A 23,243-nucleotide genomic window follows, 5' to 3' on the forward strand; every position below is an offset into this window, starting at 1 on the left:
GTTAGTGTTCAAATTCTGTAATCATTACTTGTTTAAATGCCTCCACGAAAATATCTATTTCGGCAGTCGTAACATTGAGCGCGGGCAAAATTCTAAGCGTATTTTTGTTAGAAGCCGAACCCGTAAAAATAAAATGTTCTTTGAGCAAAGTATTACGCACATTCGCGCAAGGTGTATCCAATTCAATGCCCACCATTAGCCCCAAAGCACGAATTTCTTTAATGCCCTCAATGCCTTGCAATTGGCTTACCAAATAGTCGCCAATTTTCGCTGCATTTTCCACTAAATTTTCGGATTTTATGACTTCCAAAACGGCAATTGCAGCGGCCACAGCCAAATAATTTCCGCCAAAAGTAGTGCCTAACATGCTATGTTTTGCCTTAATTTCTGGGCTAATTAGCACGCCCGCCACAGGAAAACCATTGCCCATTCCTTTGGCCGTTGTGATAATATCGGGGCGAACATTGGCGAATTGATGTGCAAAAAATTTGCCCGAGCGTCCGTAGCCTGATTGTATTTCATCGCAAATCATTATTGCGCCAAATTGTTGGCACAATTGCTTTATTTTTTGCAAAAATGACTCGGTCGGAATATTAACGCCACCAACGCCTTGTATGCCTTCAATTATGACGGCTGCTATTTGCTCATCAAAGGCATTTTCTAAGGCTTTTTCATCGTTAAAAGGCAAGAAAATAATATTTTCTGTTTCGTTTACGGGTGCAACAATACTTTTGTCGTCGGTTGCTGCTACGGCCATCGAAGTACGACCATGAAACGATTTAGAAAACGAAATAATTTTCTTTTTTCCTGTGTGAAATGATGCTAATTTAATAGCATTTTCGTTTGCTTCTGCGCCCGAATTACACAAAAATAAATTATAATCATCGTAGCCACTTGCCTGCCCCAAAAGCGTAGCTAATTGCTGTTGCATCGGGATTTGAACGGAATTAGAATAAAAACCAATTTCGTTGAGTTGATTCGTAAGTTTTGCTACATAATGTGGATGACTATGACCAATAGAAATAACAGCGTGTCCGCCGTACAAATCCAAATATTTTTGGCCTTTTTCGTCCCACAAATAACTACCTTTTGCCTTTACTGGCGTGATGTTGAATAACGGATATACGTCAAACAGTTTCATTTATTTTCTGTTTTAATATACAATTGATTTTAGTTTCAAACCTGCTGTTTCTTCTATTCCAAACATCAAATTCATGTTCTGAATGGCTTGGCCAGAAGCACCTTTTAGCAAGTTGTCTATTGCCGTATGAATTACTAATTTATCGCCTTCTTTTTCCAACGAAATAACGCACTTATTCGTATTTACTACTTGTTTTAAATCGATGTTTTTATCCAAAACAAAAGTAAAAGCAGATTCGGCATAATATTCTTTGTACAAATGATAAATTTCTTTCAAATCATGCGTAATTGTAAGCATGGAACTTGTAAAAATTCCGCGTGCAAAATCGCCGCGCCAAGGCGTAAAATAAATATTTTTACCAAAATTTGGTTGCAAAGAAACCAGCGTTTTTTGCATTTCGTCCAAGTGCTGATGCGTCAGCGTTTTGTATGGCGAAATGTTGTTGAGTCGCCAGCTAAAATGCGAAGTTTCTTGCAATTTTTGGCCTGCGCCTGTGCTACCTGTAACGCCCGTAGTATAAACTTCGGAGAGCAAACCTTGTTGCGCCAAAGGCAAAAGACCAAGCTGAATGGCTGTGGCAAAACAACCTGGGTTAGCGATATTTTGCGACATTCTGATTACATCTCGCTGATATTCAACCAATCCGTACACAAACTCGCGGTCTCCGCATTGGCCGTCCAGACGAAAATCGTTGCCCATGTCTATCACAAACGTATTGGCATCGAGTGTATTTTCCGACAACCAAACGCGACTTTCGCCATGCGACAAACACAGAAACAACACATCTACTTTGGGCGTGTCGTCACAAAAACGCAATTGTGTTTCGCCGACCAAATCTCTGTGAATTTCGTACAAATATTTGCCTGCTTGACTCTTGCTATTGGCAAAAATCAATTCGGCAAAAGGGTGACCAAGCAAAAGGCGAATTGTTTCGCCTCCCGTGTAGCCTGCTGCCCCAATGATACCCGCTTTTATTTTCATTTATTCAGCAGAAAAAGTATTATTTACTTGATGGAAAATGGCAACATTATTCCCAAATATTTTTGAAAATCCTTTTACATCTTCACCGCTCCAAGTATTATTCATTTCGCCGTAACTTCCGAACTTAGCAGACATCAAATCATTCTCCGACTCAATGCCATTGAGAACAAAGCGATACGGCAATAAAGTTACAAATACTTTTCCGTTTACAGTTTCTTGTGTTTGGCCTAAAAAGGCTTCAATATTGCGCATTGCAGGTTCAAAAAATTGTCCTTCGTGCAACCAAGAACCGTAATAAGCAGACAATTGTTCTTTCAAAAACAGTTGCCATTTGCTAAGCGTATGTTTTTCGAGCAAATGATGCGCTTTAATTGTAATAATTGGAGCGGAAGCCTCAAAACCAACGCGTCCTTTAATGCCAATAATCGTATCACCTACGTGAATATCGCGACCAATTCCGAACGGTGCAGCTATTTCCTGCAAACGTTGAATAGCATTCACGGGGCTTGCAAATGTTTCTTCATTAATGCCCACTAATTCTCCTTTTTCAAAAATTAAAGTCAAATTTTCTGGAGCATTTTTAGTTAGTTGTGTCGGGAACGATTCTTCGGGCAAATAACCGTGTGAAGTAAGCGTTTCTTTTCCGCCCACAGACGTACCCCAAAGGCCTTTATTGATAGAATATTTTGCTTTTTCAAAATTCATTTCAACGCCATGTTCTTTGAGAAAATCTATTTCGGCCTCACGCGACAATTTCAGGTCACGAATTGGCGTAATTATCTCAATTTTTGGAGCTAAAATATTAAAAATCATATCAAAACGAACTTGGTCGTTTCCTGCGCCAGTGCTACCATGTGCAATGTATTCTGCACCCAATTTTTTGGCATAATTGGCAATAGAAGTAGCCTGATAAACGCGTTCTGCACTGACAGAAAGCGGATAAGTATTATTTTTGAGAATATTACCAAAAATCAAATATTTGATACAGTTTTGATAATAATTATCTGTTTCGTCCAGACAAACAAAAGATTTTGCACCAAGAGACAAGGCTTTTGCTTCGATTTCTTGGATTTCTTCGGTAGAAAAACCGCCCGTATTTACGGTTACGGCATGAACTTCTAAGTTTTTGACCTTAGACAAATAAATAGCACAAAAAGAGGTGTCCAAACCACCACTAAAAGCAAGAACTACTTTTTTCATTTTAATTGATTATACGAAGAATAAAATATTTTTTACTAATTGTTTTTTGATGCGGAGCAAACGCTCATACACTTTGCTTTTTTGCTTGAAATGCAAGGCGGTTTCGGCGGGTGTATAGTGGTCTTTAGGGTCGTAGAGCATGGCAGTACACAAGCAATTTTTGCGGTCTTTGCTGGTGAGAATATCATAATTCACGCAGCTTTTGCAGCTTGCCCAAAAGGTCTCGTCGGTGGTCAGCTCCGAGTAAGTAACGGGTTCGTAACCCAAATCGCTATTGATTTTCATGACGGCAAGCCCCGTAGTAAGGCCAAAAATTTTGGCGTTGGGGTATTTGCTGCGCGAAAGTTCAAATATTTTTTGCTTAATGCCTTTGGCTACGCCATGTTTGCGGTAGTCAGGAGACACGATAAGGCCAGAATTGGCCACAAACTCACCGTGTTGCCACGTTTCGATATAACAAAAGCCCGCCCATTTTTCGCCATCCAGAGCTATCACGGCTTCACCTTGTTCCAATTTTTTGGCGACATATTCAGGACTTCTCTTAGCAATACCCGTTCCACGCGCTTTGGCAGAAGCGGCCATTTCCTCGCAAATTTGCTCGGCATAAATGGTATGAGTGCTATTAGAAACAGTAATTATCATTGCTAAACTATATTATTGGTCGTTTTGTATCGCAAATGTAGATACTTTATCTATTAAAATAAAAACAAAAAGATAAAATATCTTTCATGTTAGCGAGATTACAGAAAAAATATGCTTGGTAATACTGCCATAACAAGAAATTGCAAAGGATTCCGTAATTTGCGGCCATTTGTAATACCAAAAGTTTTCAGACGTGCTAAAAAAATTTATACCTACTATATTGTTAGGGTGTGTAATTTCGACAAACTACGCCCAAACATTACAAGAAAAACAAACCAGTGCTTCTAATATCGCCATGACTATCAACAACTTGGGCATGATAGGCAACGCGTTCAAGGGAAGTTATTATACAGGCTCACCTTCGTGTCAGTTCCCTGCCAAATCGGGCGTAGAACATTTGTTTCAAGGCGGCCTTTGGGTTGGCGGCAAAAACAGCAACGGTGAAATTTCCGTTACGACAGGTGCATTTGAGTCGTCGGCGGGCTATTCGGCGGGTTCTCCCAACTTTGAAATGACAGCCCCTGTTGGTGCAACTTTGGGCGAACGCTCTTCATTATTCAATAGTCCTTTGTATAATCCAAATGCTATTTCGCACCAAGATTTTTATGCCGACTTTACGGACAGAAATTTGGTAGTACCGGGCACGTCCAAGCCCGTAACCCAAACAGCTACAGGAACTACTATTCCACACAAACCATTGGGTTTGGATGTGCATTTTGAGAGCTACAACTGGAACTTTGTTTTTGCCAACTTCTTTGTAATCTTAAACTACGAAATCACCAATAACAGCACACAAGATATTGATAGTGTGTATTTTGCAACATGGGCAGACGGCGTAATTCGTAACGTAAACCGTACGGCACCAGGCGGAACAGCCTTTTTCAACAAAGGCGGTAACGGCTACGTGGATTCTTTGTATTTGGGTTATGAATTTGATGCGGCAGGCGATGTGGGCTTTACAGAAAGTTTCTTTGCCCTCAAATATTTGGGCGCGTCCGATGTGGATGGCACCAACAAAGACCCTCGTTTTAGTCCAAATTTCAAAGTACATTATAATACATGGGAATTTGGCTCAGTTGGTTTGTATGCAGCACCTCAATCTGATTTGGAACGCTATGTAAAAATGACTGACGGCCTTAACTACCGCAGCGATTGGAATACCATCCAAACACAAATCAGCCAACCAAGCAACCGTTCTACGCTTATCACAGCTGGGCCTTTCAAAAAAATAAGAAGCGGCGAAAAAGTAACTGTTTCGTTTGCTGTAATTTGTGCTAAAAAAGTAGATGACGGGTTGCCAAACACAGCCAACACCGTAGCACAAAAAGCCAATCTTTTGAAAAATACAAGCTGGGCACAAACAGCCTACAACGGCGAAGACGTAAACGCTAACGGTATTTTGGACGAAGGCGAAGACGTGGACGAAAACGGCAAAATTACACGCTTTGTATTGCCATCACCTCCAAACATTCCGCCAACAAAAGTAATTGCTCGCGATAACGCTATTGATATTTATTGGACAAAATTTGCCGAAGAATCCGTTGATCCAATTTCGCGTAAAAAAGATTTTGAAGGATATAAAATCTACAAAAGCAAGCTCGGTTATGATGTACAAAGTACCATCGATGTGGCATCTAACTTAGAACTGGTGGCTACTTACGATAAACCAGGCGACAAAATTGGTTATGACAATGGTTTTGAGCCGATTACATTAGCCAAACCTGTAACATTTGGCGAAGATACAACAACGAAATATTACTATAAATATACACTAAACAATATCCAAAACGGCTGGCAATATGTAGTGGCGGTTACGGCCTTCGACCAAGGCGACGAAGTTAACAACCTTGACATTTTGGAAAGTGCGCCACTGGCCAACGTGTATCATGTGTTTGCAGGCAAACCAGCCAACGGCAACATCAAATCAACCGACCCATTTGTTTACCCGAATCCGTATTACGCGGGAGCTTCGTGGGAAGGCCCAAGTACACGCGCCGAAGACAAAAAACTGATGTTTGCCAACTTACCAAAGCGTGCGCGTGTGCGTATTTTCTCGTTGGCGGGTGATTTGATAGACTCTTTTGAGCATAACCAGTCGTACAAAGGCGAAGATGCTGGCTGGTATTCCACTTATTCAAGCGTTTCTAACACGGTATTTTCGGGTGGCGAACACGCTTGGGATTTGCTCTCGGCCAACAGCCAAATCATTGCCAGAGGCTTGTATTTGTACTCGGTAGAGGATTTGGACAACAACAAAGTATTTCAAGGCAAATTTGCCGTAATCAAATAAGTTTTGCCTAAAGGCAAAAACCAAAACGCGCCGTCGGGGAACTGATGGTGCGTTTTTTTGTTTATCTATTTGATTATCAATAAAAATTTATTAGATTTTTATTATTTTTGTAGAAAAATAATTCGATTAGGTCTTTTCTTATGAAAGCCAATCGTCGCAAACTAACCTTTTGATAAATAACATTGTATGAAAAAAATAATTGCCTTTGCTGTGTTTGCGGTGGTCGGGCTGATGGCTTTGCAACTGTACGTTAATTCGCGCAATGCCAACCCCGACAACTATAAATTATCTATTGCGCAGTATCGCCAACAAAAAGACGAGCATTTTCGGACAGACGAAAACTCTCCTTTTGGCTCAACGGGGCGTTTCAAATCCTTGCGCTATTATGACGCAGCCCCCAAATATAAAATTGAAACAACGCTAAAAGTGCTAAAAGATACCGCTACATTTTTGATGCGCATGAGCGACAAACAGCAAGAACGATTCCGCAAATATGGTTTTGCACTAATTAGCATAGACCACGTAAAAGACACTTTGTATTTTTACCAAAAACAAGGTAACACCGAAGAAAATATGCTATTTGTGCCGTTCACGGATGCCACCACAGGCCAAAGCACTTATGGCGCAGGTCGCTACTTGGACGTTCCCGTACAGCCGCAAGGACGTATCACGCTGGATTTTAATTTTGCATATAATCCCTATTGCGCTTATAACTACAATTATAGCTGCCCAATACCGCCGCGCGAAAACAGTTTGCGCATGGCCATAGAAGCGGGCGAAATGAAGTTTAAAAAATAGTACCCCAAGCCTCCGACGGCGCATAATGCAAAAATCCATCTTTGATTTGAAGCGGGGAATCGATGTTGTTATGATACAGTTGGCCAGTGCCTAAGCCTTGTGGCATGGCGGCAGTGTTGGGAAATTGGGCTGTAAACTGCGCAATGGCGTTAAGGCCTACATTAGATTCCAAAGCCGAAGTAATCCACCAACTAATATTATGATTAGCCGCCAACTCTATCCAGTCTTGGCAGGCCGCGAAGCCACCCAAAAGCGAGGGTTTGAGTATCAGATACGCAGGTTTGAGCACTTGCAACAGCGCGGCTCTTGCATCAAAATCCGTGCAGCGAATCAGCTCTTCGTCGAGGGCAATGGGAACGGGAGAAATACGACAAAGCTCGGCCATTGCTTGTGTTTGGCCTGCGGCAATGGGCTGTTCGATAGAATGAATTTGCAAATCGGCCAAAATCTGTAAAATTTCGGGGGCTTGGTGCGGCAAAAAAGCACCATTGGCATCTACGCGCAAGGTGAGTTGGTCGGCACTGAAACGCTGGCGCAACATCTGCAAAATCGCCAATTCTTCTTTCCAGCCAATTGCTCCAATCTTCATTTTCAGGCACTTATAACCCTGTTCGAGCTTTTGCTCTATTTGCGAAAGCATAAAATCGGGTTGCCCCATCCAAATAAGGCCGTTGATAGGAATCGCTTTTTTCCCTTTGTAAAAATCATTTTTGAAAATAAGCCGTCTGCCACCATTGAGGCGGTCGTAGAGGGCAGTTTCTATCCCAAAACGAATAGATGGAAATGTTTCGGGAACAAAATAGGTACAAAATATATTGATAATTTCGCTTGAATTGGACCAAACATTGTTCACATCAAACGGCGAAGTGGATATTTTATGACAAATATGCGCCAGATGCGTTTCAAAATCGGGGCGATCGTCCAGACTCAAACCCGAAAGCGCACCACATTCGCCCCAACCCGACAGGTTTGGGTGGCGATCGTCGTAAATACGAATAAAATACACGTCTCGTTCGCGCAACACACCTCTAGAAGTGCCCGCATCAAACTTAAATTGTAATGTGTGTTTTTGGTAGGTTGCTTTTAGTTGCATAGTATGAAATTCAATAGCTTGGTTAAAATCAGGGACTTCAATTTGCATCAAGACAAATTACCACTTATTACGGCAATATTTTTGCGTTTGAAATACCAAATAACGCACTATGTAATGAATTACACAATTTTTCACCTAATATAATTTAACAAATATTTGTTTAAAGAAATTGAATTTTTTTCATAACAATCCAAATTTAGGTTTTACTTTTGGCTCAGCGATAAATCATCAAAAAATCTAGCATGAAATTACGATATATTCAATTGTTTTTTGTATTAAATATATTCTGTATAGGAATTTCAAATAAAGTAGTAATTGCCCAAGAAAGTCGCTATCAAGTACGCGGGCAAGTGCGCGAAACATTCAATAACCATGCTCCTATTCCTTTTGCACATGTCATTGTAAACGGACAAATGCACTTTTTTGCAGACATTGAAGGCCAATATGACATTGCACTTTCCCAGCCTATCAAAACCTTAGACTTTGAGAGCCATTTGTTCAGGTCGGTGCGCGTAGCACCCCAAAACCCCAAGGCCGAAATAAATGTTACAATGAGCCGCTATTTGTTTTTTTATTTTGATGAAGAAACCAGCCCACAAGCTGAGCAATTGATCAATAAAGTATTAGCCGCCAAGCATACCAACAGCCCATTACTCCAAAAACCTTTTGATTATCAATCTTATACAAAACTTACTTTTAGTTCTGATAGCCTTGTAGCCGCCAAAAACAAAGCCAATAAATATTTAAAATGGTTTGGCGTGAGCCTACCCATGTCCGAAAAGACACATCATTTATTTGTAATGGAATCTTCCACAAAACGTACTTACCAAAACGATTTGCGCCAGCAAGAAACCGTGCGAAGTAGCAATGTTTCGGGCGTAGAAAGTCGTTCTGCCCTAACTATGATGTCGCAATGGCAACCTTTTTCAATCTACGAAGATTACATCAATATTGCGGGCGCAAACTACATCAGTCCGTTGGCAGGCAACCCGTTCAAGCGTTATATTTTTTCGGTAATAGACACGGCCTTAGTCGGAAAAGACACAGTTTACACACTCAAATTCAATCCGTTACACATTCGACAAGTAGCTGCTCTCAAAGGTTTTTTGTATATAAATACCAACGGCTACGCCGTGCAACTCGCCGAAGCCACGCCAGCCCGCGAAACAGACACGCGTTTTGCTGTGTACCAGACTTACGCCCAAACGGGCAAACATTGGTTTCCTGTCCAGACACAAACCAAACTCCTGACGCGTGCCAATGGTATTCCAATAGTTGGTACAAACAATACTTACATTTATAATCCTCGCTTCGGGCGCGGCTCTGGCAAAACGCCCAAAAGTGAAGTAGTGCTTGATTTTACGACAGGAATGCCCCAAGACACCGTGTTTTGGAACAGTGTGCGTCAAGAACCTTTTACCGAAAAAGACAACAATACGTTTGATTTTTATAAGCAAATGGGCAATTTCAAGGATTTTGACCGATTCTTGGGAATAGGCTCACGCATTGCACAAGGAGCTGTACCGCTGCGAAAAACCGATATTATTTTGCGTCGTTTTTTCAAAATCAATGAGTACGAAGGACTGCGGCTAGGCTTGGGATTGCAAACGAACCAACGCTTTTCCAAAATATTCCAAATGGGCGGCTATGGCGGTTTTGGCTTTAGGGATAAGCTTTGGAAATACAGTCTTTCAGGTCAAAGTATTTTGCACAAAGATTTGCAAATTGTAGTGGCGGCCACGCACACGCGCGAAATTACAGAACCAGGCAGCGTAACTTTTGCCTTTGATAAAACCATGTATCGTTCTGAAAATCAGCGATTACTTCGAGTGCCACGCATGGATTTATACACGGCCAACACGGTAGCCCTTCGCGGTCATTTGCGCAACTACACATGGTTGCAGTTTAGTTTCAAACGCCAAAACACAGAGCCGCAATACGTTTATTCTTACGAAAAAAACAACGTGAACAGTTTCATTACCAACGAAATACAAGCTGCATTGCGCTATTCGTTGGGCGAAAAATTCGTAAAACTTGAAAACGAACGCATTTCTTTAGGGACAAAATATCCCGAAATTTGGGTGCAATACACGCGCGGCCTTACGGCTCTGAACGGCGATTTTGCCTATCACAAATGGGACGCAAAGTTGCAGTACAAACGTAAGATTTTGGGGTTGGGAGAATTTGGTTTGCAGGCAGTGGCAGGCAAAGCCACAGGCGCACTCCCCTACTCGCTTTTGTATAATGCCAAAGGCAGTTACAGCGAAATTTCGACTATCGCCCACAACAGTTTCGAGACCATGAAATACAACGAGTTTTTGTCCGACCGCTACGTGGCCATGTTCTTTTCGCACAATTTCGGCAAAATGTCTATTCCGCATTTTCCATTTTATCCATCTATTTCGATTTCTCACAACATGGGTTATGGGGCTTTGGCGGATAACACGCAGCATGGCGGCCTGAAATTCAACACCATGAATAAAGGCTATATCGAATCGGGTATGTTCGTACACGATTTGTTTGTACTCAAGCTCAGCAGCTTGAAAACGGGCATTGGTGCGGGGGCTTTCTTGCGACACGGCTACTACAAACTACCCAACGCCTCCGACAATATTTTTTACAAATTCACGGTGTCGATTGGCGTTTAATTAAAATCAATTTATCGTTTCCTCGCGCGGCTTTATCCTGAAAGATAAGGCCGTTTTACTTTTATTAATCAATTCTTTGGGTTAGATTTGCCTATCTATAAATAGGTAGAAATTTTTAACAAATTAACCAACAATGGAAAACAAAAGAACACGTACTTTCAGTTGGGAAAACCCACTGGACGGCGCAAGCAAAGCCCGCAACATGTCAGGATTGGAATATTTGGAAGCCATGCGCGACGGACACATCGCACCGCCTCCGATTATGCACACGTTGGATTTCAATGGATTTCGGGTAGAAAAAGGCTCGGTGAGCTTTACAATGAACCCAGAAGAGTTCCAGTACAATCCCATCGGAACGGTACACGGTGGCGTTATTTCTACGATTTTGGATTCGGCAATGGGCTGTACGGTGCAATCCGTTTTGCCGAAAGGTTCGGGCTACACGACACTGGAACTAAAAGTTAATTTCTTGAAAGCCGTAACCACCAAAAGCGGCAAGATGACTGCCATAGGCAAACTCATACACGCAGGCAAAAGCACGGCTTTGGTGGAGGCTTCGCTCACCGACGAAAACGGCAACGTATATGCGCATAGCGTATCTACGTGCCTGATCATGCAGTTTTAATTTTTTCAAAAGTGGGTCGTTTGTATGATTAAAATAAGACAAACGACCCACTTCAACATTACAATCCAATCAAAATAAACGAAGACCAATGGTAAGGAGAATTATACGGAGATGTGCGAATCAACTTTAATTTGGCTTGCTGCAAAGCCTCCGCATAACGAATCGGCTTGTTTAATTTGGACTGCGTAATGATGTATTCGTAGAAATAAGTCATCAACAAACGAGTTGGTTCGTCGGCCACGCGCCACAACGAAACCGATAAATTAGAAGCTCCTGCGTACAAAAAACTTCGGCTTAATCCCACAAGGCCTTCTCCTTGTATCAGCTTCCCAAGCCCTGATTCACAAGCAGATAAAACGACTAAATCCGCGTTAAGTCTCAAACCATAAATTTCAGAAGCATATAATTTTCCATCGTTATCAGAAAGCGAATCGCGCAAGAGCAGTAAACCCGAAAAATCAGGATTTTTATCGCTAATAATTCCGTGAGTAGCAAAATGTAAATACTTATACCTGAATAAATTTTGAGATTTTACGGCTACTTCAGAGGCTTGAGTACGCAAATAAATTTTATTTCTTAGTTTATTACTGGCAAAAAGGCTATCTAGTTTTTTTACCTCAAGTTCTGTTGCAGGAAGTGGTTCCACATCCATCAAATTTTGTACATTACGGCCACCTCGAAGTGTTTGAGTAGGGTGCCATTGGTCTAGTTTTTGGCCAAAAACAGGAGCAAATGCCGCTAATGAAGCATCCGAATTAGCTGTACTCGGATTTCTTTTTTCTGACCAAAGCGTCGCAGAATATTGATAAGCAATTGTATATTTATTCAACAAATATATCAGCTCCTTATCTTTTGATTTAATCAGTGCATCAAAAGGCAAATACAATAATGCTCCATCAGGAATAATAACGATATTATTTACATTATTATTTTCATTTAGAATATCTTGTATAGGCTTCCATATTTCATTATATATTTTTTTACTTGTAGGAATAAAATCTTCATCCGATTTTACCATAATAGCTTGTCTAATATTTCTAATTTTAGTTTCCAAACTATCTGCCAATGGCAACTTTATTAGTTTTGAATCATTGTTGCTAATTATAAATGCATAAGTAGCTGAATCACTCACTACATAAGAAATAATAACATCATTTAGCTGTGTTTTAGTTTGTAAATCATTCAAATAAATAGGTTGTTGACCTTTACTCAACTCAAAATATTTAGGGTATTTTACCATTGTTTGAGCTAGCCAATTTTCGTATTCTTTATATTTTTGTAGGTAATATATTTTTAAAGAATCTATAAAAATATTATCCTTATTTTTGGCTTCAAAAAAATCCTTTTGCAATGATTTTAGTTCGTGTATTAGCGACTTTTCCTTTCTTTGTAAAGAATCTGGAAGTCCCGCTGCTTCTCTTAACTTACTTTCACTTATTGTTTGTAAAAGCACCTGCATTTTGTTTCTTTCTGCGAAAAAGAAGGCTTTATTTAAGTAGTTTTTATCGTTTAGTTTAGTATATCGTTTATAAGAAAGTCTCACGCCTGCACTATGAATATCATGTACAAGAGAAACGTATGCCAATCTGTCTGCATCGTCATAGAAGTCTTTATTCATAGACAAAGCCACTGAATCACAAAGACTTATTATTTTGATTGCTTGTTCTTCTTTCTCATTTTTTTCGCAAATAAGTGCTTCCAAATAACTTTTTCTTAAATTAAACACACTACTTCCGTGTGTATTTAAATATGTACTCGGTTCTATTTTACGAAAATATTCAGTGGCTTTATCTACTTTATTTTGAATAAGATATACTTCCGTTTTTGACAACAAAAAATAATTTTTATCAAAAATATGTAGTGGATAAACATTTTTGGAGCAATGTACTAACCCTTTATCAAAGAAAAACATCGCCGAATCTAATATTTTATTAGACAAATAAAGCTGGCCTATATTAAAATATATTTTTGCTGTTGATTCTTGATCTTGATATTTTTGGCTTACCTCTAAGGCACTCATACTATATTTTAGGGATAATTTATACTTTCCTCTAAAATGATAGGTATTGGCTATATTATTATAAACAAGTATAAGATTATCTACGTTTTCTTCTGGTGAATTTGCACACAAATCCAATGCTTTTTTCTTATAAAAGAACGCCTGTTCATGCGCATCAATGGCATCATATGAACTGCCAATATTGCTATATAATCCAACAAGAAAATCTACATTATTATTATGTTTTTCGGCGATTGAAGATGATAACAAGTAATAATCTATAGACTTTTGATATAAAGCTAAATAATAATATATAATACCTATTGATCTATAAATTTGCGCTAAATCAGGATCATCAATAGATTGCTTCTTCATTAATTCTACCGCTTTTTGGTAATAAAATAGTGCCTCTTTATGCGAATTTATTTTTATATAAAGAGCTCCTAAATCTTTATATACTCCAGATAATTTTGCAGTTTCATTTGCTTGGTGCTTAAAGATATATTGAGCCTGTTTTTCTTTATACAAAATAGCATTTTCATAATCAATGACATATTCATATGCTTCTGATATTTTCTCATAAGCCTTAACATAAAAATCTGCATTATCCTCTTTAGTATTGCTTATAAACTCAAGAGACTTATTGTGAAATTTAATAGACTCTTTGTGGTTATTTAGGTATTTATAACAAATACCCAAAGCCTTGCACACCTTTGCTTTTAGCATATATTCTTCTGGTATTTCTTCCAAATAAATATATGATTGAGTTAAATATTTTAGCGAAAAGACATAATTATTTCTTTTCCAATAAATATTCGCTATATCCTTGGCTATATTTGCCAAAGAAACACCGCGATAAATATGTAAACTATCTGCCCGATAAAGGGCATTTTCCCAAACAATAAGAGCCTTATCTTCTTTTTTATCATTAAAAAGAATCAAGCCTTTTTGATACTGTTTTGCGAAATAATCATCATCTGGGAGCGTAATCTTAGCTGCATTAGTGTCTATATCAAGCAGCAACAAAAAAGTACACAGAAAAAGAGTATATTTATATATCATACAATAATACAAAATAACAAACAAGTAATGCTTTAAAATATAAAGCACACTTATTTTAAAGTTAGAGAAACACACACAATATAAAACACTATAAACAAGAAACTTAGCTATAAAATACCAAGAAATCATAGCTTCTTTTCCCAAAAATACGAGAAATAAAATATGCTACTTAATCATTGATATAATTTTTGGCCTAATAATTGTAATTAGCTTTTTGGTAAACAAATATAATCGTAATTTGTACTTACATCTCACTAGACACAAAAGCATATCAATGTTATGAAAAAATATTCTTTTTTTAGCCTTTTAGGAAGTTTGAGTTTGCTCACTAGCTTCGATGTGGCAGCCCAAACCAGCAACATAGACCCCAACGCCTATGGTTATTATCAAGACGCGCTTCGCTTTTCGCAAACCAAATTTGGTGGTAGTGCACGCACGCTCGGCGTGGCGGGTGCCGTCTCGGCCTTAGGTGCTGATATGGGTGCCACCGCAGCCAACCCCGCAGGGCTTGGGCTTTACAAAAAATCAGAATTTGCGGGAAGTTTGGGTGTAGGTTTTGCAGGTTCAGAAACCAACTACAACAACCTGACTTTGCGCGACAACAAAGCCGCTGCCAATATTCCACAGTTGGGCATCGTATTTGCCAATCCCGTACGAGCCAGCGACCAACAACAAAGTGGTTGGCGTGGTGGTGCTTTTGCCATTACGCTTACGCGCATGAATAACTTCCAAAATCGCTACAGCTACGACGGTAACAGTCCGCTACAACAACAAAACGGCCAGTATGTCAACAATTCTGTCATGGACTATTACAATGACTTGATGGGAAAATATTCGGCCAGTGTTTTAAATATTGATGCCGAAAACCGCAACTACGAACAAGATTTGCTCAACTCGGCCTACGACAGTTACATTGCAGATGTAGATACGGGCACTAACGAACTTTACCCGATTGTGCCGCGTGGCGATTTGCACCAGTTCGGCACAGTAACCACCACAGGCAACCAAAACCAATGGGATTTTGCTTACGGTGGCAATTTTGACGACCGCCTATACATTGGCGGAGCAATCGGCGTGGCAACGTTGAGCTATCAGCGCGAAAGTGTTTACAACGAAACCATTACGAAAGTGGCCAACAACTCCTACAATGCTTTTAATGGTTTTACTTTTCAGGTAACTGACAAACTAAAAGTTTCGGGAACAGGTATTAATTTCAAAGCTGGGCTTATTTTCCGCCCAACGGATTTTGTACGCATTGGAGCCAGCATCCAAAGTCCAACTTTTTATGCCCTCAACGAAACTAGCCACACAGACATGAGTGCCAACTTCAACGGCCTACAATACGGCAGCACCACGCTGTACAACGAGTCGGCCAAAGGCACAGAATTTAAGTACGATTATAGTCTCCGTACACCCATGAAAGCCACTGGTGGAATTGCATTTATTCTGGGAAAAGCGGGTTTTGTCTCATTCGATGCCGAATACATCAATTACAGCAATGCCAATTTGAGCGTGCGTAACAATACAGGTAGCAACATGGCCGCCGACAACCGTACCATCAACAACCTTTACAAATCCGTACTTAATCTGCGTGGCGGCCTAGAATTGCGCTACAATGTTTGTCGTTTCCGTGCGGGAGCAGCCTATTATCCAGATCCTTATACTAATAGCACTTCTAATCTCAAACGCGACCAACTTTTCATTACAGGCGGTTTTGGGGTGCGTATGCCAAACTATTATGTGGATATGGCTGTCATAACCAACAAATTTGAAAATAGTTTTCAGGCACACAAATACATGGATGCCATCAGCGTAAAAAACAATTATACCAACGTCGTTTTTACGGTCGGAACGTTCTTCTAAGATTTTATTGCAGACTAAATGATTTGCATTTGTTGATTACATAAAAACGGTAAAAAGCCTGTCGGTGCGTACTGACGGGCTTTTTTATTGGGTAATTTTTAAATATCTATCTGCAAATCGTCTATCGTTTTGATGGCAGCGCGTTGGGCGGCTTGCAGCTTGGCGCGTGTGTCGAGGTAGGCATTCCAATCGGCAAAAAGCGCAGGTAATTGCGAGGTGGCATTGTTTTCTGAAATAATAAGCCACTGATAACGAATGTTTTGCTGTTGTTCGGATAGTTGATTTTGTAAAGAATAACAAGTTTGCAAACTTATTTTTACGGGTTCGGCTACGCTGCTAATCGCGGGTTGTTCGGTCTGATAAATAGCCGTGTTCCAATACGGAAGCGCGTAAACCCAGTTGTTTTGTGGTTGATTGCGGATGTTTTCAAACAAAATATGGGCTTCGGCAGCCGACAGCGTTTGTATTTTCCAATGCATCGTATCGGGCGCGGGAAGACTGGCCAAAACTTGTTGGTTGTGTTTGATTTCGGAGCGAATCGCCAGCAATGCTTCGGCGGCTTGTTTGTTGGCCAAGCGATTGCGGCGCATATCGTTGAGCATCAGGCCGAGCAGAATGGCCACGACCAACACCAACAACTGCAATGCCATCCGAACGGGCACATTGGAGCGTTTCGGACGCTTAGTAGGTTTGATACGCATGAGAAGTTACAAAATTTGGTTTTACGTTTCTATAAAGTAATTGGGCTGCAAAATTAGAAAATGTAGCCTTACTATACGTTTTGCCACGCCAAATTATTGCGCTAATTGTTGTTTGAGTGCGTCGGCGAGTTGTAAGTTATCGGGCGTAATCATGATTTTTTTGTCTTTTCGGGTCGTAATCAAAATGCGGTTTTTGTTTTGTGTGGCGTACATCAGAAACGTGCCGATAAGTCCCGAAGAAAAATAACCAAAGTACCCAAAAAAGCCGCCTACACCAAACACCCGAATCGCCAAAAGTTTCGTTTGGTCAGGAATAACAGAAACCTCTTTAATGTCGGCCAACGCAATGGTTTTTGGGTTTAAAACGCCTTTTACCGTGAGCGTTTTTTTATCTAAAATATAGCCTTGCGGCGCGTAGAGCCACGTAACAAAAAACACGAAAATCAAAAAGAAGGTAATACCCAAAAGTGCCAATGCTTCCGAAACGGATTTGTTAACGAAAAACCAACCAACCATTATGATGCTACTACCCAATACGACAAATACAACACCTGTCAGCCACTTGGCCAACGTGTCCATTGATGCCTTGTAAAACATTGAAAATGAATTTATTTTTTTATGTGAAGTAAAACTCGAAAGCAAGAAATATTGCCTTCGTCTTTTGGCTTAAATTTAATCTAAATTCTTTTATTGAAAATATTTATCTCCAAAAAGAAACAGGCGTTAAGTGCAAGAATACATACTCTTAAGTTTATTGTTCGGTACAAATACCAAAAAATACGTTTGAACAAATTTTTTTTGAAAAGCAATAGCATATTATTGTGATTGCCAAACAACATAAGGTACGTTTTCACACTTTAGACTACTACAATGAAAAACAACACTAAGTATGCGTATTTAACACAAAATCAAATTGTTATGCCCGATGAGGTTTTTTTTGCGGGGCTTAATGTTTCCGAAAATATGATTTTTGAGGATATAGAAACTTTTGGAGGGCATCATTTTCGTTCGGATTTTTTCTCGGTTATTTTAGTAACAGAAGGTCAAATTAATGCAACTATTAATTTGCAACCTTATAGTAATAAGGCCAATGATTTAATTGTTGTGCCGCCGAATGGTATCAAACAATTGGTTTCTTGTTCGCCAGATGCCAAAGTAATGGCGGTTAGTTTTACGGTTTCCTTTCTGATAGAAGCGGGAATGCCTGCGCATACGCATTCGGTGTTAGATTTTTTTATCACCAAAAGTAATCCTGTTTGGCAGTTGGAAGAAGAGGATTTGAGGACTATCAGAGACATGATGCAGGATTTGTACAAGCGTTGCAAGCTGGCTAACGTGCGGATGTGGGGCAAAGAGCAGCTTTTTCATACGTTTTTTTTGTTTTTGTATGAGTTGGGGATTCTCAGCCACAAATATTCTTCGATTGGGATAGTCCAATACACGCGCAAAGAAGATTTGATTATTCGCTTTACGGAATTGGTAACATTGCATTGTATGCGCGAACGCAGCGTGCAGTATTATGCTGACCAGCTTCATGTTACGGCCAAATATTTGACGGAAACGGTGAAAGAAATTAGCGGCCAAAACGCAGGCGAAGTGATAGACGACATTGTAATTATGGAAGCTAAATTGCTGTTAGATAATCCGTTGTACAGTATCGGGCAAGTGGCCAGCCTCATGAATTTTAGCGACCAATCATTTTTTGGGAAATATTTTAAACGCCATACGGGCATTTCGCCCAAAAAATACAGAACAGCCATTTATTAAGCGTTCGCACCACGTTCCAAACCGACTTTTAGACCAAAAACCCCGAAATCAAAGCCTTTTATGGGGTTTCCTTTGTCAAGACCTTTGTTCCCGCGATGCGGCCACTCAAAAGCCGCCAAAATCAGTCAAAAAAAACAAAGTTTAAATCAAGTTGTATGAACAAAGGTCGGTTGTCAATCGTCTCTATGCTTGTTATGGTCTTAATAAGCAGTTGCCAAAAAGAAAGCCCCAAACATGTGGCCGCGCCTGTGAAGGTGAGCCTGTTAGAGATTAAAAATACCAAGCAGCAAAGAACACTTTCTTATTCGGGAACAATAGAAGCGGAAAATACCGCCAATATTGGCTTTGCCGTGCCCGGTGTTATTAACCGAATCGCTGCACAAGAAGGACAAAAAGTAAGTAAAGGCGAGTTGCTGGCCAGTGTGGACGATTTGGAATACCAAAACGCCTTGGCCATCGCAAACGCAGGCTTAGAGCAGGCCGAAGACATGTATAAGCGTTTGGATGATTTATACAAAAAAGGCAGCCTTCCCGAAAAAGATTACATTGATATAAAAACCAAAGTAACACAAGCCAAAGCCAATCAGAAAATCAGTGCCAAACACATCCGCGACAGCCGTTTGGTTGCCCCGATGAGTGGCACGATTACGGCCAAAATGATAGAGTTGGGTGCAATGGCCGCCCCTGGAGTTCCTGCTTTTTCTATCGTCAAGACAGACAAAGTATATGCGCGTATTGCCGTACCCGAAAGCGAAATAGGTTTGTTGCAAAAAGGCATGAAAGCCAGTGTTTACATCCCGACGATTAAAGAAACATTGAGCGGCACGATTGCCATTATTAACCCGTTGGCCGACGACATGTCCAAAACCTACACCATCAAAGTAATATTGGATAACCCGAAAGGCCGTGTGTTGCCCGGTATGCTGACCAACGTTTCGTTAGAGAATCATCAGCAAGAAGAAATTATCGCCGTTCCCGTGAAGGCCATCGTACGCGATGCGGACAATATTTCGTATGTGTACACGAGCAATTCCCAGAAAAAAGCCACACGTAAGCGTGTAGAAGTGGTGGGAATGTTGGGCAATAATGACGCGATAGTTTCGGGACTTCAGGGCGGCGAACAAGTCGTAGTAGCAGGGCAGACGCGCCTGAAAGACGGTACAAGTTTAGCCTTCTAATTGCCAAGCCAGCAGTAAGGGAAATGATTGTTTGTAAGTGTGCCTTTTGGGGTTTACACGAGATAGCTCATACATAAAAAAATACAACAGATGAAACATAAAATGAATCTCATCGAGGCGGCCATGAAGTATAAGCAAGTAACCTTGATGGTGGTGTTGCTGTTACTGGTGCTGGGAGTCAATGCGTTGGTGAATATGCCGCGTTCCGAAAATCCGAAAATAGATATGCCCGTTGCGATGGTATATGCTTTTTTTCCAGGGGCGGACGAAGTGCAAATGGAACAACAGGTTACCAACAAAATAGAGCAGTATTTATTTTCTTTTGAGGAAGTAGATAAAGAAAAAACAACGTCGCAGACCAAAGACGGACAGGTATTTATTACGGTGCATTTGCATACGGAAATCAAAGACAGAAAGAAGTTTTGGAGCACGTTGCAGCACGGTTTGAATAGTGCCATGGCGCAAGTGCTGCCACAAGGTGTGATTGGGCCGATTGTGAATAGCAATTTCGGCGATGTGACGGCGCAAATCATTACGGTATCTTCCGACCAACGTAGCTATGCCGAAATCGAAGATTACCTTGACAAAATCGAAGACGGCCTCAAAATTATTCCTGAAGTATCAAAAATCAATCGTTCGGGCGGTCAGCGTCAGCAATTGTATGTAACCGTGGACGATGCCAAAATGATGCAATACGGTTTTGATTTATCGACGGTGGTCAGAACCTTGCAGTCTCAGAACATTACGGGTTATTCGGGTGAAATGACCATCGCTTCTAACACGATTCCGATTTTCACCAACAGCCAATACAAAACGCAAGCCGACATTGCCAACCAAATTGTTTATACCAATCCGCAAGGCACGGTGGTACGCCTGCGCGACATCGCGACCATCGAACGCCGCTACGAAGAACCTTCGTCTTTTATTCGGATAGGAGAAGATAAAGTAATGATGTTGGCTATCGAGATGCAACCTGGCAACAATATCGTGCAGTTTGGCCATACGGTAGAACAAAAATTAGACGACATCAAAAGCGCGTTCCCGCAAGATGTGAAAGTGAATATTATCGTTAATCAGCCCGAAGTGGTGGGCGAAAGTATCGTTCACTTCATGAAAGAATTTGGCATTGCCATTGGTGCGGTAATTTTAGTCGTGATTTTGTTATTGCCGTTTCGGGTGGCGATTGTGGCTTCTGTGGCCGCGCCAATTTCAATCCTGATTACGTTCGGGCTTATCAACCTGATGGGCGTTGAGTTGCACCAAGTAACCTTGGCCGCGCTGATTATCGTGTTGGGCATGGTGGTAGATAACGCCATTGTGGTCGTGGACAATTATATTGAGAAATTAGATGAAGGCATCACGCCTTGGACGGCCTCTTGGCAAGCGGCGCAACAATTGTCTTTGCCGATTTTCACGGCCACTTTAGCCATTATCTTTGCTTTTGCTCCTTTGGCTTTTTTCATGGAAGGCATTGGCAAAGATTTTATTGCAGCCTTACCGACTACCGTAGCCGTGGCACTTTTTGTCTCGATGCTTATCGCCTTGTTTGTAACACCTCTAACGTGTTACATCTATATCAAAAAAGGCCTCAAACATCAGGTAGGAGACCGCCAGCCCCGCAAAAGTATGCTTGATTATTTGCAACATGCTTTTAATGTGGGCATTGAGGCGGCTTTCCGCTGGCCAAAGCTGACGGTATTCGCGGCTGTGATTTCGGTGGTAATGGCCATCTTTTTGGCAGGAAAAGTTTCGCAAGAATTTTTCCCAATTAGCGAAAGCAAACAATTTAATGCCGAAATCTGGATGCCGAACGGCACTTCCTTAGAAGAAACCGAAAAGGTGGTAAAACGCGTAGAAGCCGAACTCAAGAAAGACAAACGCGTACTGGATATTGCCAGTTTTGTGGGAACAAGTTCGCCCCGCTTCAACATCACTTACGCGCCCGAAATGCCTCGCCGCAACTTTGCCCAAATCTTCATTACGACAGAAAGTGCCGATGCCACCAACGACATCGTACAAGAATATTTGCCGCGTTTTGAGGGCTTTGTACCAGACGGTTATGTGCGTTTGCGTCAGCTCAGTATGCAGGAAGGTTCGCCGATTGCCATTCGCGTAATTGGCGAAGATTTGGCCAACCAGAAAAAAGTAGCCGCACAAGTAGCCGAAATTTTGGCACAAGCCGACGGCACAAACTGGGTACGTTCGGACTACGAAGATGATTATGTGGGCTTGAGTATCAATATCAAAGAAGATGTGGCGGCTCGTTTGGGCGTTCCGCATCAGGCCATTACCCAGACGTTGGGCGCGGGGCTAAAAGGCTTTGCCGTGTCGCAACTCTGGGAAGGTGATAAACCCGTTGATATTTTCATCAGACTGGACTCAACAAGCAGACGCGACATCAATGACCTTCAGAATTTGCACCTGACCAGCCTCTACGGTAAAAAAGTAGCCTTGAAAGAGGTTGCCGAAATCAAACCCTCGTGGCATACGGGCGTAATCGCGCACCGCAACGGCTTGCGTACGCTTACCGTGTTGTCCGAAGCGCAGTTAGGCATCAAAGCCTCTGATATTCTCAAACAAGTAGATGCCAAAATACAAGCCATTCCATTGCCCGACGATACGCGCATTGTCTATGGTGGCGATGCCGAATCTTCACAGGAAAATGCGCCAGGCATGGGCAAAGCCTTGCTTACAAGTTTGATTCTGATTCTGGTTACGCTTTTGTTCCAATTCAAGAAAGTGGGCAAAACGCTTATCATTCTGGCCACTTTCCCGCTCAGTTTGTTGGGTGCGTTTTTGGGATTGTATGTAACCAACAACCCAATGGGCTTTACGGCTTTCATGGGCATCATTAGCTTGATTGGGATTGTGGTGCGCAACGGAATTATTTTGGTGGACTACGCCGACGAGTTGGTACACGACCACCAATACAGCATCAAAGCTGCCGCTTTGGCTACCGCCAAACGACGGATGCGCCCTATCTTTTTGACTTCTGCCGCCGCCGCTGTGGGCGTTGTGCCGATGATTGTGGGCAAATCGCCGCTATGGGCTCCGCTGGGTAGTGTGTTGGCTCTTGGGCTTATCGTTTCGATGGTGCTTACGCTTTTCGTAATTCCTGTTTTGTATTTCTTATTCATAAAGCCAGAACCCGAAACAGAGGCGCAGGTAGCTGATGCAGACGTTGCCATTCAGTACAAACCCTCGCATCACGAAGGATAATTGATATCAAAACGCTAAATGGAGTTTTTCCCAAGA

General features: G+C 41.2%; 16 protein-coding genes. 8 read left to right on the plus strand and 8 right to left on the minus strand.

Annotated elements, in window-relative coordinates:
• Position 1: 1 nt before the first annotated feature.
• From BM090_RS04045 to BM090_RS04060, 4 genes are read right to left on the minus strand one after another with little or no spacing between them, the layout of a single operon-like run.
• The gene (locus tag BM090_RS04045; protein ID WP_091507914.1) at positions 2-1,141 is read right to left on the minus strand and encodes an aspartate aminotransferase family protein; all 1,140 of its coding nucleotides are present in this window, start codon (positions 1,139-1,141) and stop codon (positions 2-4) included.
• A gap of 12 nt (positions 1,142-1,153) precedes the next feature.
• Complete coding sequence (gene argC / locus BM090_RS04050) at positions 1,154-2,122, minus strand: N-acetyl-gamma-glutamyl-phosphate reductase (RefSeq protein WP_091507918.1); 969 nt, start codon at positions 2,120-2,122, stop codon at positions 1,154-1,156.
• Positions 2,123-3,322, minus strand: coding sequence for an argininosuccinate synthase (locus BM090_RS04055; RefSeq protein ID WP_177199831.1), 1,200 nt, complete (start codon positions 3,320-3,322; stop codon positions 2,123-2,125).
• A gap of 9 nt (positions 3,323-3,331) precedes the next feature.
• Entirely contained in the window at positions 3,332-3,964 is a 633-nt protein-coding gene (locus BM090_RS04060; RefSeq protein ID WP_091507925.1) for a GNAT family N-acetyltransferase, read from the minus strand.
• 193 nt (positions 3,965-4,157) lie between these two features.
• On the opposite strand from BM090_RS04060, the gene BM090_RS04065 reads away from it, so the two are divergent.
• On the plus strand, positions 4,158-6,254 hold the full coding sequence (locus BM090_RS04065; RefSeq protein ID WP_143083858.1) for a hypothetical protein: 2,097 nt from the start codon (positions 4,158-4,160) through the stop codon (positions 6,252-6,254).
• A gap of 186 nt (positions 6,255-6,440) precedes the next feature.
• Complete coding sequence (locus BM090_RS04070; protein WP_091507932.1) at positions 6,441-7,052, plus strand: DUF1684 domain-containing protein; 612 nt, start codon at positions 6,441-6,443, stop codon at positions 7,050-7,052.
• On the opposite strand, the gene BM090_RS04075 is transcribed toward BM090_RS04070, so the two are convergent.
• A complete protein-coding gene (locus BM090_RS04075; protein ID WP_245756676.1) occupies positions 7,042-8,193 on the minus strand; it encodes an o-succinylbenzoate synthase in 1,152 nt (383 codons plus the stop codon). The genes BM090_RS04070 and BM090_RS04075 overlap by 11 nt on opposite strands.
• Positions 8,194-8,387: 194 nt before the next feature.
• On the opposite strand from BM090_RS04075, the gene BM090_RS04080 reads away from it, so the two are divergent.
• A complete protein-coding gene (locus BM090_RS04080) occupies positions 8,388-10,793 on the plus strand; it encodes a DUF5686 family protein (protein ID WP_091507935.1) in 2,406 nt (801 codons plus the stop codon).
• Between the two features lie 133 nt (positions 10,794-10,926).
• Positions 10,927-11,418 (plus strand): PaaI family thioesterase, encoded by a 492-nt coding sequence (locus BM090_RS04085; RefSeq protein ID WP_091507938.1) that lies wholly within the window; start codon positions 10,927-10,929, stop codon positions 11,416-11,418.
• A 58-nt stretch (positions 11,419-11,476) separates the two neighbouring features.
• On the opposite strand, the gene BM090_RS04090 is transcribed toward BM090_RS04085, so the two are convergent.
• The gene (locus tag BM090_RS04090) at positions 11,477-14,623 is read right to left on the minus strand and encodes a CHAT domain-containing protein (RefSeq protein WP_143083859.1); all 3,147 of its coding nucleotides are present in this window, start codon (positions 14,621-14,623) and stop codon (positions 11,477-11,479) included.
• Between the two features lie 135 nt (positions 14,624-14,758).
• Between BM090_RS04090 and BM090_RS04095 the strand changes: the two genes are divergently transcribed.
• A complete protein-coding gene (locus BM090_RS04095; protein WP_091507944.1) occupies positions 14,759-16,342 on the plus strand; it encodes an OmpP1/FadL family transporter in 1,584 nt (527 codons plus the stop codon).
• 98 nt (positions 16,343-16,440) lie between these two features.
• Here the strand turns inward: BM090_RS04095 and BM090_RS04100 are convergent, their stop codons facing one another.
• Complete coding sequence (locus BM090_RS04100; protein ID WP_091507947.1) at positions 16,441-17,043, minus strand: hypothetical protein; 603 nt, start codon at positions 17,041-17,043, stop codon at positions 16,441-16,443.
• A gap of 93 nt (positions 17,044-17,136) precedes the next feature.
• Complete coding sequence (locus tag BM090_RS04105; RefSeq protein WP_091507950.1) at positions 17,137-17,640, minus strand: PH domain-containing protein; 504 nt, start codon at positions 17,638-17,640, stop codon at positions 17,137-17,139.
• Positions 17,641-17,913: 273 nt separating this feature from the next.
• On the opposite strand from BM090_RS04105, the gene BM090_RS04110 reads away from it, so the two are divergent.
• From BM090_RS04110 to BM090_RS04120, 3 genes are all read left to right on the plus strand, one after another.
• On the plus strand, positions 17,914-18,810 hold the full coding sequence (locus BM090_RS04110; protein ID WP_091507953.1) for a helix-turn-helix domain-containing protein: 897 nt from the start codon (positions 17,914-17,916) through the stop codon (positions 18,808-18,810).
• A gap of 194 nt (positions 18,811-19,004) precedes the next feature.
• Positions 19,005-19,988 carry an efflux RND transporter periplasmic adaptor subunit gene (locus BM090_RS04115; protein ID WP_177199832.1) on the plus strand — a complete coding sequence of 328 codons (984 nt, stop codon included), beginning with the start codon at positions 19,005-19,007 and terminating at the stop codon, positions 19,986-19,988.
• A gap of 90 nt (positions 19,989-20,078) precedes the next feature.
• Complete coding sequence (locus BM090_RS04120; protein WP_221405336.1) at positions 20,079-23,207, plus strand: efflux RND transporter permease subunit; 3,129 nt, start codon at positions 20,079-20,081, stop codon at positions 23,205-23,207.
• Positions 23,208-23,243: the final 36 nt, after the last annotated feature.

The organism is Flexibacter flexilis DSM 6793, from assembly GCF_900112255.1.
Lineage (GTDB): Bacteria > Bacteroidota > Bacteroidia > Cytophagales > Flexibacteraceae > Flexibacter > Flexibacter flexilis.

Excerpts from the sequence above, each read along its gene's own strand:
- BM090_RS04110 (WP_091507953.1), top strand. The coding sequence starts at position 17,914 with ATGAAAAACAACACTAAGTATGCGTATTTAACACAAAATCAAATTGTT.
- argC (WP_091507918.1), bottom strand. The coding sequence starts at position 2,122 with ATGAAAATAAAAGCGGGTATCATTGGGGCAGCAGGCTACACGGGAGGC.
- BM090_RS04055 (WP_177199831.1), bottom strand. The coding sequence starts at position 3,322 with ATGAAAAAAGTAGTTCTTGCTTTTAGTGGTGGTTTGGACACCTCTTTT.
- BM090_RS04120 (WP_221405336.1), top strand. The coding sequence starts at position 20,079 with ATGAAACATAAAATGAATCTCATCGAGGCGGCCATGAAGTATAAGCAA.
- BM090_RS04115 (WP_177199832.1), top strand. The coding sequence starts at position 19,005 with ATGGTCTTAATAAGCAGTTGCCAAAAAGAAAGCCCCAAACATGTGGCC.
- BM090_RS04045 (WP_091507914.1), bottom strand. The coding sequence starts at position 1,141 with ATGAAACTGTTTGACGTATATCCGTTATTCAACATCACGCCAGTAAAG.
- BM090_RS04085 (WP_091507938.1), top strand. The coding sequence starts at position 10,927 with ATGGAAAACAAAAGAACACGTACTTTCAGTTGGGAAAACCCACTGGAC.
- BM090_RS04080 (WP_091507935.1), top strand. The coding sequence starts at position 8,388 with ATGAAATTACGATATATTCAATTGTTTTTTGTATTAAATATATTCTGT.
- BM090_RS04060 (WP_091507925.1), bottom strand. The coding sequence starts at position 3,964 with ATGATAATTACTGTTTCTAATAGCACTCATACCATTTATGCCGAGCAA.
- BM090_RS04105 (WP_091507950.1), bottom strand. The coding sequence starts at position 17,640 with ATGTTTTACAAGGCATCAATGGACACGTTGGCCAAGTGGCTGACAGGT.
- BM090_RS04100 (WP_091507947.1), bottom strand. The coding sequence starts at position 17,043 with ATGCGTATCAAACCTACTAAGCGTCCGAAACGCTCCAATGTGCCCGTT.
- BM090_RS04070 (WP_091507932.1), top strand. The coding sequence starts at position 6,441 with ATGAAAAAAATAATTGCCTTTGCTGTGTTTGCGGTGGTCGGGCTGATG.
- BM090_RS04095 (WP_091507944.1), top strand. The coding sequence starts at position 14,759 with ATGAAAAAATATTCTTTTTTTAGCCTTTTAGGAAGTTTGAGTTTGCTC.
- BM090_RS04075 (WP_245756676.1), bottom strand. The coding sequence starts at position 8,193 with ATGCAAATTGAAGTCCCTGATTTTAACCAAGCTATTGAATTTCATACT.